Source organism: Nocardioides pakistanensis (assembly GCF_054781215.1).
Map to the genome: position 1 here is coordinate 1 of NZ_BAAGUV010000015.1, position 12,324 is coordinate 12,324.

The following is a 12,324-nucleotide window of genomic DNA, read 5'->3' on the forward strand; positions in this document are numbered from 1 at the left end:
CGCCGACCGGGCGCTGATTCTCCACAGCCACCGAGGCTACTGCACTCAAGCAGAGATGCAGGACATACGTTCGACCACCGACAGTTTCGACGAGAACTGCCGCTCCCCGGGACATTGACCGAGAACTCGCCGACGTCAGTCCAGGCAGAACTCGTTGCCCTCGGGGTCCTGCATCACGATGAACCCGATCTCGCCCGGGCTCGAGTCCGGGTCGAACCGCTTGACCCGCGTGGCCCCGAGCGCCACGAGCCGCTCCGCCTCCTGCTCGAGCGCGGCCATCCGCCGCTCGCCCCGCAGCTCCGGATCCACCCGCACGTCGATGTGGACCCGGTTCTTGGCGGTCTTCGGCTCGGGCACCTGCTGGAAGAACAGCCGCGGGCCGGCTCCGCGGGGGTCACGGCAGGCCGACCGGGAGTTCCACAGCTCACGGGGAACACCGAACGCCTCCAAGGCGGCGTCCCACGAGTCGTGGCCGGCCGGCGGTGGCTCCTCGACGTAGCCGAGGAGCCCGCGCCAGAACGCAGAGAGGGCGCCCGGGTCGGCGCAGTCGAAGGTGACCTGGATCGTGCGTACGTCGACCATCAGCGGGCCCCTGCCTCGACCATCTGGCGCAGCTCCTTCTTCAGCTCCGAGATCTCGTCACGAAGCCGGGCCGCGACCTCGAACTGCAGCTCGGCGGCCGCGGCGTGCATCTGGTCGGTGAGCTGCTGGACGAGGTCGGCGAGATCCTGCGAGGGCAGCCCGGCCAGGTCGGCGGCGTGCTTGCCGGCCTCGCGGGAGAGCCCCGGGACGGGGGCCTTCTTCTTGTCACCGCCGGCCTTCTGCCAGGTGCGCAGCAGCTCCTCGGTGCTCTCGTCCTCACGGGCCAGCATCTCGGTGATGTCGGCGATCTTCTTGCGCAGCGGCTGCGGGTCGACGCCGTTGGCCTTGTTGTAGGCGATCTGCTTCTCGCGGCGGCGGTTGGTCTCCTCGATGGCGAACTCCATCGAGGGGGTGATCTTGTCGGCGTACATGATCACCTGGCCGGACACGTTGCGGGCCGCACGGCCGATGGTCTGGATCAGCGACTTGTCCGAGCGCAGGAACCCTTCCTTGTCGGCGTCGAGGATCGCCACCAGGGACACCTCGGGCAGGTCGAGGCCCTCGCGGAGCAGGTTGATGCCGACCAGGACGTCGTACTCCCCCATCCGCAGCTCGCGCAGCAGCTCGATGCGGCGGAGCGTGTCGACCTCGCTGTGGAGGTAGCGGGTGCGGATGCCGGCCTCGAGGAGGTAGTCGGTGAGGTCCTCCGACATCTTCTTGGTCAGCGTGGTGACCAGAACGCGCTCGTTCTTCGCGACCCGCTCGTTGATCTGGTGGATCAGGTCGTCGATCTGGCCCTTCGTCGCCTTGACGATCACCTCGGGATCGACCAGGCCGGTGGGGCGGATGATCTGCTCCACGACGTTGTCGAGACCGCCGACCTTCGACAGCTCGTAGTTGCCAGGGGTCGCCGAGAGGTAGATGGTCTGGCCGATCCGCTCGAGGAACTCCTCCCACTTCAGCGGCCGGTTGTCCATCGCGCTGGGCAGCCGGAAGCCGTGCTCGACCAGGTTGCGCTTGCGGGACATGTCGCCTTCGTACATGCCGCCGACCTGCGGCACCGTCACGTGGGACTCGTCGACGACGAGCAGGAAGTCCTCGGGGAAGTAGTCCAGCAGACAGTTCGGCGCCGAGCCGGGCATGCGGCCGTCGATGTGCATCGAGTAGTTCTCGATCCCCGAGCAGGAGCCGACCTGGCGCATCATCTCGACGTCGTAGGTGGTGCGCATCCGGAGCCGTTGTGCCTCGAGCAGCTTGCCCTGCTTCTCGAAGGTCGCCAGCTGCTCCTCGAGCTCGTGCTCGATGCCGGCGATCGCGCGCTCCATGCGCTCGGGCCCCGCGACGTAGTGCGTCGCAGGGAAGATGTAGAGCTCCTCGTCCTCGGTCACGACCTCGCCGGTGACCGGGTGCAGGGTCATCAGCCGCTCGATCTCGTCGCCGAAGAACTCGACCCGGACGGCGAGCTCCTCGTAGACCGGGAAGATCTCGAGGGTGTCCCCGCGCACGCGGAACGTGCCGCGGGTGAACGACATGTCGTTGCGGGAGTACTGGATGCCGACGAGCTGGCGCAGGATCGAGTCGCGGTCGTGCTCGTCGCCGACCTTGAGCCGGATCATCCGGTCGACGTACTCCTGCGGGGTGCCCAGGCCGTAGATGCAGGAGACCGTGGACACCACGATCACGTCACGCCGGGTGAGCAGCGAGTTCGTCGCGGAGTGCCGCAGCCGCTCGACCTCCTCGTTGATCGAGGAGTCCTTCTCGATGTAGGTGTCGGTCTGCGGGACGTAGGCCTCGGGCTGGTAGTAGTCGTAGTAGGAGACGAAGTACTCCACCGCGTTGTCGGGAAAGAGCTGGCGCAGCTCGTTGGCGAACTGGGCGGCGAGCGTCTTGTTGGGCTGGAGCACCAGGGTCGGTCGCTGGAGCTTCTCGACCGCCCACGCGACCGTGGCGGTCTTGCCGGTGCCGGTCGCACCGAGCAGCACGACGTCCTTCTCCCCGGCCTTGATGCGTTGCTCGATGTCCTCGATCGCGGTCGGCTGGTCACCCGAGGGCTGGAACTCGGAGACGACTTTGAACGGCGCGACACGGCGCTCGAGATCGGTCACGGGCCTCATGTCATCGAGCCTACGGCGTGCCGCCGACAGTTTCCTCCGGCGTCAGTCTCCTGCCGCCGAGGCCGGCGGACCGGGAACCCGGACGCGGGCCGGAGCGTCCAAACAGGTGCCCACCTCCCAAGAACCAGAGCGGTGCGATGAACCTCTTCCGTCCGAGCCGGCCGGGGCGCACGTCCCTCCGCCGTGCCGTCGTTGCCGTCGCTTCCGCGGGCGTGCTGGCGGGCTGCGGCACCGACACCGGGAGCGGCGGCGCCCCTTCCGGGTCCGGTACGGCGACCGAGGTGGTCGACCTGGCGGGCAGCTGGCACCTCCAGGCCGGCGCTGACCCGGCCGGCGACCTCCCGCTCGACGGTGCGCCGGCGGTGACCCTCATCGTGGACGGCGCCACGGTCAGCGGGACGTCGGCGTGCAACAGCTACAGCGGAAACGTGTCGGTCGAGGCGGGCGGGGTCGCGGTCACCGGCCTCGGCGGCACCGAGATGGCGTGCGAACCCGCGGTGATGGAGCTCGAGCAGCGCTACCTGGCCGCGCTCGAGAGCATGGACCGGGCCCGTCGCTCCGCGGACACGCTCACCCTGACCGGCAGCGACGCGACGCTGACCTTCTCCCTCGACCCGCCGGTCGCCGACGCCCGACTGACCGGGACGACCTGGCGACTGGAGTCGCTCGTCGACGGCGAGTCCGTGTCGAGCACGGAGCCGGGCGGGCTGCTCGTGCTGTCAAACGACGGGACCTGGCGAGCGTCGAGCGGGTGTGGCGACCTACGCGGCGGCTACCGCCTGTCCGGAAGCTCGGTCACCGTGACCGAGCGACGAGTCCAGGTGGCCGACGGAGCATGCAGCGAGCTTGCCCTCGCCCAGCACGCGCAGGTGGCCGGCGTACTCTCCGGCAGCTTCGAGGTGGCCGTCGACGGGGACCGCCTCCGGATCACCGCAGCCGACGGCAGGGGGCTCGAGTATCGAGCGCAGTGAGCGTTGTCGGGATTCGAGTTGCCCGAGTGACTAGATTTGCCCCGTGAGCCCTCGCCGTCCCCCGCGCCGCATGCCGGACCTCCTGGCGCTCGACACGGTGAGCACCTTCGTCAAGCGCGCCCTGCTGGCCTTCTTCGGCGTCCCGTTCGTGGTCGCGGTCGTGATGACGGTAGTCGACTCGTACCGCCGCCGCGGCAAGAAGCCCGCCCCGTTCCCCACCGACCCGCCCGGTGAGGTGGTGATCGGCGACGGGAGCGTGCGCACCTACACCTACGGCCAGGACCTCTTCGACGACATGCTCGACGCGATCGCGTCGGCCCGGCACCGGATCCTGTTCGAGTCCTACATCTGGAAGGGCGACGAGGTCGGCGAGCAGTTCAAGCAGGCGCTCACCGAGGCGGCGGCGCGCGGGGTGGAGGTGTACGCGATCTACGACGGGTTCGCCAACCTCGTGGTGCCGCCCCGCTTCAAGAAGTTCGGGCCGCGGCTGCGCGTGCTGGAGTACCCCGTCTACAGCGCCGGGTGGCGGTTCTTCGACATCCGCCGCTACGGCCGCGACCACCGCAAGATCCTCGTCGTCGACGACCGCGTCGGCTTCGTCGGTGGCTACAACGTCGGCAGCGCCTACGCCACCGAATGGCGCGACACCCACGTGCGGATCACCGGTCCCGGGGTCTTCGACCTGCAAAGAGCTTTCGCCGACTTCTGGAACTTGCACCGCGGTGCCGGCAACGGGGGTCCGCTGCTGCTCGAGGCCTCCCCGGACTGGGAGCCGCGGATCCGGATGCACCGCAACGTGCCGCGGCTGTGGATGTTCCCGATCCGGGCGATGTACCTGGAGGCGATCAACCGCGCCCAGGACCACATCTACATGACCCACGCCTACTTCATCCCCGACTCCGACTTCGTCGAGGCGCTGAAGGCAGCGGCACGGCGCGGCGTGGACGTCCGGCTGCTGCTTCCGGCGACGTCGAACCACGTCGTGGCCGACTGGCTCTCACGCGGCTACTACGGGGAGCTGCTCGACGCGGGCGTGCGGATCTTCCGCTTCCAGGGCGCGATGGTGCACGCGAAGACGTCCACGATCGACGGCCGGTGGTCCACGGTCGGCACCGCCAACATCGACCGGCTGAGCATGACCGGCAACTACGAGATCAACGTCGAGTTCATCGACCCCGAGATGGCGGCGCAGATGGAGCAGATCTTCGCCACCGACCTGAGCAACGCCGTCGAGCTGACCGCCGAGGAGTGGGACCGACGCGGCCTGCACCGCAAGTTCACCGAGCTGGTGCTCGCCCCGCTGCGCCCGTTCCTCTGATCCGGCTCAGTGCTTCTTGTCGTGCGGGATGATCTCGACGTGGGCTGACTTGGCGGCTTCCTTGGCGTGCTTGGCCGCCCGCTTCTCCTTGATGGACTTGCCGGTCTTCTTCGCCGAATGGCCGGGGCGTGACTTCTCGTGCATGGTCGCTCCCAATGCGAAGCCGGGATGGCTTCCTGCTTCGCACACTACGCCTGCGCGCGAGCGGTGGCACTCGGAATGTTCATCAGCCCGCTGAACGTCAGCGCCGCCTTCACGTCGCCGCGCACCTTGAGCTGCCCGCGCATGACGCCGGTGACCGGGTTGAGGTGTCCGGTGACCAGCTTGAGGAACTGCGCCCCGTCGAGGGACAGGGTGGCGTCCCGGTCACCGCGACCGCCCTCGCCGTCGATCCGCTCCACGACCGCCTCTCCCCCGGCCAGCCGGACCACGTAGCGGTCGACCTCGCCGTCGGGCCGCCCGCCGATCCGGAAGCCCACCGCGATCTCGTGCCGACGCGCCTTGGCGCTGTCGACGAAGTCGGGCAGCCGGCGGAAGACCTCGCCGAGCACGATCTCGCGCAGGCCGCCGGCCATCACGGCGTGCAGGTGAGCATCCCTGACCTTCGCGATCGCGACCGCGACGTCGACCGGGTCGAGCGCGGTGGGGTCCACCGCCACCCCGTCGGTGCCCGGGACCCGGAACACGCCACCGACGTCGAGCGCCAGGAGCTCGTCGCCGTCGATCGACAGCCGGTCCGCCAGGTGGAGCAGCGCGGCGTTCGCCCCGCCGGTCACCATCCGGACGAAGTCGACCGCCCCGCAGCCGATGGTCACGTCCGCCGCGTGCCGGCCGACCTCCGCAGGAGGTACGACGGCCACCTGACCGTCCTGGAACAGCAGCAGGTAGGTCTCCTCGCCGCGCCGCGGGAGGAGGAGCCGGAATCCGACCCGGCCGTCGACCTTCTCGAGGCGCTCGGGCACGGCGTACTCGTCGAGCCGGGCGAGCACGCTGCCGATCGCGGCGGTCCGGACCGTCTCGTCGGCCAGCAGCCGCTCGAGGTCGGCGTCGGGGGTGCCGTGGGCCAGCGCCACGACGGTCTCGGCGTCGGTCTGGTGGAAGAACGCGTCGAGCTCCCGCGCGGACATGCCGTCGAGCATCGAGACGAGGTCGGTCACGGCAGCTCCCGGGTGCGGCGGACAGTGGCATGACTCTCCCTGGCGCGGCCCGCATCGTCAACCAGGCAACGTGAAACGTCTCACCCGGCGTAGCGCCGGCCCCGCTCCACGGACGCAGGCAGGTGCCGGCGCGGCGCCATCCGGGGCCCCCGGCGCGGCCGACCGAGACCGGCGAGCTCGACCAGCCGCTGCACCCGGTGCCGGTGCGGCCGGTAGGGCTCGAGCAGCTCCGCCATGCCGTCGTCGTCCGCCGCCTCTCCGGTGAGCGCCCAGCCAACGTGCTTGGCGATGTGGTAGTCCCCGAAGCTCACCGCGTCGGCATCGCCGTGCGCCCGGAAGCGCACCTCCGCCGCCGTCCAGACCCCGATGCCCGGCAGCGAGCACAGCCGTCGCTCCACCTCCGCCGGCTCCAGGCCGACGGTGCGCTCGAGGGCCGGCGCGACCTGCGCGGCGCGGACCAGGGCGCGCGAGCGGGCCGGGTCGATGTGCATCCGCAGCCACTCCCAGGACGGGATCGCGCGCAGCTGCTCCGGCGACGGCTGCACCCACAGGTCCCGGTCCGCGCCCGGCCCCGGAGCCCGCTCTCCGAACCTACGCACGAGCATCCGGAAGCCTGCGAATGCCTCCTGGCCGGTGACCTTCTGCTCGATGATCGCCGGCACCAGAGACTCCATCACCAGGCCGCTGCGAGCGACCCGCCAGTGCGGGTGGCGGCGGTGCGCCTCGACGATGACCGGGTGGCGGGGCTCGAAGCCGCTCGGGTCGTCGTCGGCGCCCAGCATGGCGGGCAGCTGCTCGAGCACCCAGTCGGAGCCGGGGCCCCACGCCGCGGCGTGCACCTGTCCGTCGTACGGCCTGCGGACGCGGAGCGTCACCACGCCCTCGGGGGTCCGCAGCCCGCGCCAGATGGTGCCGTCGGGGTCGGTGCGGAAGGTGGGGTCACCCGCGCCGCGGCGGCCTGGCCTCAGCACGACCTCGACCGGGCACGGCCAGGCAGGACGCCAGAGCCGCTCGGCCGTCGGGGTGGGGGTGGTCGACATCGCGGCAAGGCTAACCCGCACCGCCGACAGGCACCGGCACACTGGGTCCATGCAGCTCGCCGACCTCGTCGCCACCTCCCGCGCGCTCGCCGCTACGCGCTCCCGCAAGGCGAAGATCGAGGCGCTGGCCGCCACGCTGGAGCAGGCGGCGCCCGAGGAGGTCGAGACCGCGACGGCGTACCTGTCCGGAGTGCTCCGGCAGCGGCGCACCGGGCTGGGCTGGCGCAGCCTCACCGAGCTGCCACCGCCCGCGCTCGAGAGCACGCTGACGGTGGCCGAGGTGCACGAGCTGTTCGAGCAGATCGGCGCCGTGTCCGGTAGCGGCTCCCGGCAGGCCCGCACCGACCTGGTCGCGGAGCTGTTCGGTCGGGCGACCGCCGAGGAGCAGGACTACCTGCGGCGACTGGCGACCGGCGAGCTGCGGCAGGGGGCGCTGGACGGGGTGATGCTCGAGGCGATCGCTGTCGCGGCGCAGGTGCCGGCCACCGCCGTGCGACGTGCGGCGATGCTGGCCGGGAGCACCCTGCCGGTCGCTGCCGCGGCGATGGCCGGCGGCGAGCCGGCCCTGGCCGAGTTCGGCCTCGAGGTGGGCCGGCCGGTGCGGCCCATGCTCGCCTCGAGTGCGCCGGACCTGCCCGCGGCGCTGGAGAAGCTCGGCACCGGCGAGCAGGTCGCGGTCGACTGCAAGCTCGACGGGATCCGGGTGCAGGTGCACAAGCTCGACGGGGCCGTGTCGGTCTACACCCGGACGCTGGAGGAGATCACCGACCGGCTGCCCGAGGTCGTTGAGTCCGTGGCCGCGCTGCCGGCGCGGGCCCTCGTCCTCGACGGTGAGGCGATCGCGTTGGAGGCCTCGGGGCGGCCGCGGCCGTTCCAGGAGACCGCCGCCCGGACGGCGTCGCGCACCGATCCGGCGACGCTCCGAAAGGCGGTGCCGCTGACGTCGTACTTCTTCGACGTGCTCCACGTCGACGGCACCGACCTGCTCGACCGGCCGGCACAGGAGCGGTTCGCGGCCCTGGAAGCGACGCTCCCGGCCGAGCTCGTCGTGCCGCGCCGGGTCACCGACGACGCCGACGAGGCCGCGGGGTTCTTCGCGGAGCTGGTCGCGGCCGGGCACGAGGGCGTGGTCGTGAAGGGCCTCGACACCCCCTACGAGGCGGGCCGGCGCGGGGCGTCGTGGGTGAAGGCCAAGCCTCGGCACACCCTCGACCTCGTCGTGCTCGCCGTCGAGTGGGGCAGCGGCCGGCGCGCGGGGAAGCTGTCCAACATCCATCTCGGCGCCCGCGATGGGGAGGGCGGCTTCGTGATGCTCGGCAAGACCTTGAAGGTACCGGACTCACAGAACGGATACGAGCCCGGCTGGATCATGGTCGGTAAGACGTTCAAGGGGCTCAGCGACGCGATGCTCGAATGGCAGACCCGGCGCTTCTTGGAGTTGGAGACACGCCGCTCGGGGCACGTCGTCTACGTCCGGCCGGAGCAGGTCGTCGAGATCGCCTTCGACGGAGTCCAGCGCTCCACGCGCTATCCGGGCGGTGTGGCCCTGCGATTCGCCCGCGTCGTGCGCTATCGAGAAGACAAGAGCCCCGAAGAGGCAGACACGATCGACGCGGTTCGTGCCTTCCTCGCTCCCCCAGCCTCATAGGGTCGTGGCATGTCGAGCAAACAGGATCAGGTTGCGGAGGTTGTCGAGGGGCTCGGGCTCGGGCTTGTCGCGCTCGGGGTTGATCGGGTGTCCTCGTGGAAACTCGATATCGAGTTCTCCTTCTCGCACGCATGGCGGGAGTGGGCGCACTCGGGTGACTACCCCTCGATCGGGCGTGCGCCGAAGCCCGACAACGAGTTCTGGATCGGCGTCACGAAGTCTGAGCGCCGGAAGTGGGCCTACGTGACGTGGCGGCAAGACGGAGCCGACTACGAGATCGACATTCGCGACCGCACGCCGGAGGAAGCCGCCGAGGCGCTGAGCGATCGGCCGCTCGATCAGTGGGTCGCGCTTGCGAGGCCATATCGGGAGAGGCTCGAAGAAATGGTCGCCCGTCGCTCTGCCGAGAAGGCCTAGTTCACGACGGCGGACGCCGGAAGGTGACAGGAGCCGGTCTCGTTCGCGTGCCGACGTTTCGCCTTCAGGAGATCATCGAGCCGGACTCGACTGTCGAGCACAAGGAACAGGTCTCCGCCGTCGATCGCGAGGAACGGCGTCTTTTCCTCGTAGGCACGGAGGGCGGGGCCTGAGAAGCCGTTCACGGCGATGATCAGGCCGAGAGCGTTCTTCCCCTTCCGGCGCACCTTCGCGGCGAACGCGTCGGCGGTCTCGCGGCTCACGGTCGCCGAGATCCACTTCGCCTCGACGATGTAGTCGTCGGTGTCGAAGGTAAGCGAGCCGTCGATCTGTTCGAGGTCGGTCGAGTAGCCGAGGCGCGGCTCCATGTCGAAGGTCTTGAAGAGGTCGGCGAGGAACTTCTCGAAGTCGTAGCCCCGCTGCCGGGCATCGGTCGCCGCGCTGAGTTCGAGGAAGCGCGCCTTTAGATCGGCGAGGTCGTCCTCGAACTGCCGGAGGGCTACTGCCTGCGCCTTGTGCGAGGCGCGTTCGGCTTCGAGGCGCTCCTGTTCGGCGATCCGATCTGCGAAGCGTTCCGTCATCGCCCGCATGTGTGCAACGGCGTCCTTCGCCTCGCCGAGGCGGAGCGATCGGTCGGGCTCTTCGAGCCGCTCGATATCGGGGAAGCGGTCGAGGGCGGCGACCTCCAACATCAGGCGAATCGTGACGTCTTGGAAGCGGGCCTCGTCGGCGATCAGCCGTGAGACGAGATCGTCGGCGACCTCGCGCTTCGTGTGGCCGTCGAAGTCGAGCCCTGCGAGGAGTTCCGGGTGGTCCCGGAGCGCCGTGCGGAGAAACGACTGGAACGGCTTCTTGAACCACGTCATCACGGCCAAGGCATCGCGGAGCGCTTGATACGCCTCCGTGCTCAGTCGCTTCACGTACGCGATCCTACGAGCGATAGGCGTCGGCCTCGCCGATTGAGAAGCCCGTGCCGGACGACCGATCGGCATCACGCGAACTCTCGTCTGCGTCGCAGGCGGGCGTAGGGCGGGTATCTTGCGGCGGCTTGATGTTCTCCTCGGCGAAGCGGGCGAACGCGAGTGCCTCGTCGGGCGGCAGTCCGGCTCGCATGCCAATGACGAAGCCCATCGATGCCGTCGGCCCGGCGTCAGTCAAAAGCCTGCGGAACTCATCGGCGATGCCCGACGTCCGCATCGATTCCATGTGACGCCCGAGCGTCTCCGGTGTCGCACCTCGAAGTGCTTCCTCGCAGAACTTGACTTCGCCGCTCACGAGGCCCAACGCGGCTTCGACGTCCGCAGCGGTGATCGAGTCGGCAGGAGTCTGGACCGTCCCGTCGTCTGCAATGTCGACGTAGGTCGCCGACAAGCGGCGCTCGTGGAAGGCCTTGACGTTCGGCGGTGGGTCCTCGCTGAGGAGGTCACCCGCCCATGCTCCCCAGAGGGCGTCCCCCAACTTGGATTCATGGTGCCGGAAGCGTTTCCAAAACTTGCGCCACTCGTCGTCCGATTCGTCCCGCCCGCCGTAGAACGACGTGACGAGCACGTGCTTTCCCAGTTCGTCGGCCGCGAGTCCAACGAGAGTGAACGCGCTCGCGATCCGCCCTCTTTCGTAGAGCGCAGTCGCGTCGTCGAAGAGAGCGCGAGCATTGGCGAGCGCCTTCAGCGACAACTCGGCCATCTGCGCGGGCGTCAGGCGTCTAGGGGTCTTGTCGTGGCCCTTTGCCACTACTCCCCCGATGCGTGCTTCAGGAGCGACTCTTGCCAGACGACGTCCGGGCGCGTGACGAGCATCCCGTCAACGCGTTGCCCCATAGGGAAGCCGCCGTCGTGAGTCATGAAGTAGTCAGCGCCGAGGCGGAGCGCGGCGGCGAGGTGTAGCGCGTCTGCGGCGCTGAGACGCTTCGCACCTTCGCCCTTGCCCTGCCACACGTTCGTGAGCCGCACGGCCTCGCGGGCAAGGTAACGGTCGATCTCGACCCACTCGGTCGACCGGGCAGTGAACCAGCCCGCGAGGAGATCCCGAATCCGCTGCTTGTCCTTCCGGGCTTCGCCGTTGCAGCACACCTCGGCCTCGACGAGCGAGGACGACGCGAGTCGAATGTCGTTCTCGTTGACCGCGTCGAAGACGGCCCTCGCCGAGGTCCACCTTTCCTCGCCCGTGTCGGCGTGCGCATCCTTGTTCTTCGTCACGAGGTCGAGGTAAACGCACGAGTCCACGTAGACGAGCGGCTGAACCGCCTTGCCGCTAGGCACGACGCCGCGCTCGGTTCATGAACTCGTCCACGCTCAGGCCCCCGGTCCACTCCGGGTCAGCGCCGAGCAGAGCGGTCGTCGAGGGCCGTCCGCTGTCGTCGTCCGGCAGGAGTTCGAGATCGGAGATCGCGATGCGGATCGCCTGCCCGCGTGCGTTCCTCGTGATGCGCCCTCGCACGGTCACCCGGTGCCCCCAGAAGTTCCGAAGGTTGTCGCTCATCGAGCCCGACGCCGTTCCCGTCACGGCGCGACGGTTCACAGGATCAAAGACGCTCACGCGTACCCCGTGCTTCGCACGAGTGCTGATGACGTCGAGCGTTCCTGTGATCGAGCCGATCGAGACCTCGGCCTCGCGTACCGCCGAGCGTGCGTGCTCGATCAGGGCGTCGTTCAGCCCTACCCGGTCGCCGACGGTGCCATTGACGGTCGCAAGCGAGACCTCGCGGATGCCGTCCTTCGGCTCGGCGACCTTGAGGAGGCGCGTCACGGTCGCCTCGCTGTAGAAGGGCGGCAACTCAGGCTCGGACTGAAGGTCCCGCGCTCCGTCCACGAGGGCCGCGACCGGCCGGAGGAGCGACTCCGGATCGCGCCGACGGCTCGGCCTAGCGGTCAATCGCACGGTGTAGAACATGCCTTCGTGGCTGAGGTCGTCTACTACCCACTTGGGCCGTTCGACGCGCTCGACGACGGCGGCACGGTCGATCTCCCGGAGCGCGCTCGACAACTGGCCGAGCGTGCTCGTGAAGTGCGCGAGCGCCGGGCGCGTCTCGCCCTGCATCATGCGCACTTCGAGCGCGGTCACCCCTGCCATGCCTCGAA

13 protein-coding genes are annotated in these 12,324 nt (G+C 69.5%); 4 read left to right on the top strand and 9 right to left on the bottom strand.

Annotated elements, in window-relative coordinates; all coding sequences use genetic code 11:
- Nucleotides 1–135 precede the first annotated feature (135 nt).
- Nucleotides 136–582, bottom strand: a complete 447-nt coding sequence (locus tag ACYVIH_RS06995; RefSeq protein ID WP_460867554.1) for a VOC family protein — start codon at nucleotides 580–582, stop codon at nucleotides 136–138.
- Entirely contained in the window at nucleotides 582–2,696 is a 2,115-nt protein-coding gene (gene uvrB / locus ACYVIH_RS07000; protein ID WP_460867556.1) for an excinuclease ABC subunit UvrB, read from the bottom strand. Before uvrB ends, ACYVIH_RS06995 begins: the two co-directional genes overlap by 1 nt.
- Before the next feature lie 137 nt (nucleotides 2,697–2,833).
- Between uvrB and ACYVIH_RS07005 the strand changes: the two genes are divergently transcribed.
- Nucleotides 2,834–3,667: an META domain-containing protein gene (locus ACYVIH_RS07005; protein ID WP_460867558.1), complete on the top strand. Its 834-nt coding sequence runs from the start codon at nucleotides 2,834–2,836 to the stop codon at nucleotides 3,665–3,667.
- Between the two features lie 163 nt (nucleotides 3,668–3,830).
- A complete protein-coding gene (locus ACYVIH_RS07010) occupies nucleotides 3,831–4,985 on the top strand; it encodes a phospholipase D-like domain-containing protein (protein ID WP_460867673.1) in 1,155 nt (384 codons plus the stop codon).
- A gap of 6 nt (nucleotides 4,986–4,991) precedes the next feature.
- Here the strand turns inward: ACYVIH_RS07010 and ACYVIH_RS07015 are convergent, their stop codons facing one another.
- From ACYVIH_RS07015 to ACYVIH_RS07025, 3 genes are all read right to left on the bottom strand, one after another.
- A complete protein-coding gene (locus ACYVIH_RS07015; protein ID WP_460867560.1) occupies nucleotides 4,992–5,129 on the bottom strand; it encodes a hypothetical protein in 138 nt (45 codons plus the stop codon).
- Between the two features lie 44 nt (nucleotides 5,130–5,173).
- Complete coding sequence (locus tag ACYVIH_RS07020) at nucleotides 5,174–6,142, bottom strand: SCP2 sterol-binding domain-containing protein (RefSeq protein WP_460867562.1); 969 nt, start codon at nucleotides 6,140–6,142, stop codon at nucleotides 5,174–5,176.
- An 80-nt stretch (nucleotides 6,143–6,222) separates the two neighbouring features.
- Complete coding sequence (locus ACYVIH_RS07025; protein ID WP_460867564.1) at nucleotides 6,223–7,182, bottom strand: DNA-3-methyladenine glycosylase family protein; 960 nt, start codon at nucleotides 7,180–7,182, stop codon at nucleotides 6,223–6,225.
- A gap of 49 nt (nucleotides 7,183–7,231) precedes the next feature.
- Between ACYVIH_RS07025 and ACYVIH_RS07030 the strand changes: the two genes are divergently transcribed.
- Both ACYVIH_RS07030 and ACYVIH_RS07035 read left to right on the top strand, forming a co-directional pair.
- On the top strand, nucleotides 7,232–8,830 hold the full coding sequence (locus tag ACYVIH_RS07030) for an ATP-dependent DNA ligase (RefSeq protein WP_460867566.1): 1,599 nt from the start codon (nucleotides 7,232–7,234) through the stop codon (nucleotides 8,828–8,830).
- Between the two features lie 9 nt (nucleotides 8,831–8,839).
- The gene (locus ACYVIH_RS07035) at nucleotides 8,840–9,247 is read left to right on the top strand and encodes a hypothetical protein (RefSeq protein ID WP_460867568.1); all 408 of its coding nucleotides are present in this window, start codon (nucleotides 8,840–8,842) and stop codon (nucleotides 9,245–9,247) included.
- Here the strand turns inward: ACYVIH_RS07035 and ACYVIH_RS07040 are convergent.
- The 4 genes from ACYVIH_RS07040 to ACYVIH_RS07055 are packed head-to-tail and all read right to left on the bottom strand — an operon-like array spanning nucleotide 9,244 to nucleotide 12,316.
- Nucleotides 9,244–10,167: a restriction endonuclease gene (locus ACYVIH_RS07040; protein WP_460867570.1), complete on the bottom strand. Its 924-nt coding sequence runs from the start codon at nucleotides 10,165–10,167 to the stop codon at nucleotides 9,244–9,246. The genes ACYVIH_RS07035 and ACYVIH_RS07040 overlap by 4 nt on opposite strands.
- Nucleotides 10,168–10,177: 10 nt before the next feature.
- Nucleotides 10,178–10,930, bottom strand: coding sequence for an AbiV family abortive infection protein (locus tag ACYVIH_RS07045; protein ID WP_460867572.1), 753 nt, complete (start codon nucleotides 10,928–10,930; stop codon nucleotides 10,178–10,180).
- 47 nt (nucleotides 10,931–10,977) lie between these two features.
- The gene (locus ACYVIH_RS07050; RefSeq protein WP_460867575.1) at nucleotides 10,978–11,505 is read right to left on the bottom strand and encodes a PIN domain-containing protein; all 528 of its coding nucleotides are present in this window, start codon (nucleotides 11,503–11,505) and stop codon (nucleotides 10,978–10,980) included.
- Nucleotides 11,498–12,316, bottom strand: a complete 819-nt coding sequence (locus ACYVIH_RS07055) for a hypothetical protein (RefSeq protein WP_460867576.1) — start codon at nucleotides 12,314–12,316, stop codon at nucleotides 11,498–11,500. The genes ACYVIH_RS07050 and ACYVIH_RS07055 overlap by 8 nt, the downstream gene beginning before the upstream one ends.
- Between the last annotated feature and the right edge of the window lie 8 nt (nucleotides 12,317–12,324).

Bases quoted from the DNA above. Each gene is read 5' to 3' on its own strand.
- ACYVIH_RS07015 (WP_460867560.1), bottom strand. From the start codon at position 5,129: ATGCACGAGAAGTCACGCCCCGGCCATTCGGCGAAGAAGACCGGCAAG.
- ACYVIH_RS07035 (WP_460867568.1), top strand. From the start codon at position 8,840: ATGTCGAGCAAACAGGATCAGGTTGCGGAGGTTGTCGAGGGGCTCGGG.
- ACYVIH_RS07010 (WP_460867673.1), top strand. From the start codon at position 3,831: ATGACGGTAGTCGACTCGTACCGCCGCCGCGGCAAGAAGCCCGCCCCG.
- ACYVIH_RS07045 (WP_460867572.1), bottom strand. From the start codon at position 10,930: ATGGCCGAGTTGTCGCTGAAGGCGCTCGCCAATGCTCGCGCTCTCTTC.
- uvrB (WP_460867556.1), bottom strand. From the start codon at position 2,696: ATGAGGCCCGTGACCGATCTCGAGCGCCGTGTCGCGCCGTTCAAAGTC.
- ACYVIH_RS07005 (WP_460867558.1), top strand. From the start codon at position 2,834: ATGAACCTCTTCCGTCCGAGCCGGCCGGGGCGCACGTCCCTCCGCCGT.
- ACYVIH_RS07055 (WP_460867576.1), bottom strand. From the start codon at position 12,316: ATGGCAGGGGTGACCGCGCTCGAAGTGCGCATGATGCAGGGCGAGACG.
- ACYVIH_RS07025 (WP_460867564.1), bottom strand. From the start codon at position 7,182: ATGTCGACCACCCCCACCCCGACGGCCGAGCGGCTCTGGCGTCCTGCC.
- ACYVIH_RS07030 (WP_460867566.1), top strand. From the start codon at position 7,232: ATGCAGCTCGCCGACCTCGTCGCCACCTCCCGCGCGCTCGCCGCTACG.
- ACYVIH_RS06995 (WP_460867554.1), bottom strand. From the start codon at position 582: ATGGTCGACGTACGCACGATCCAGGTCACCTTCGACTGCGCCGACCCG.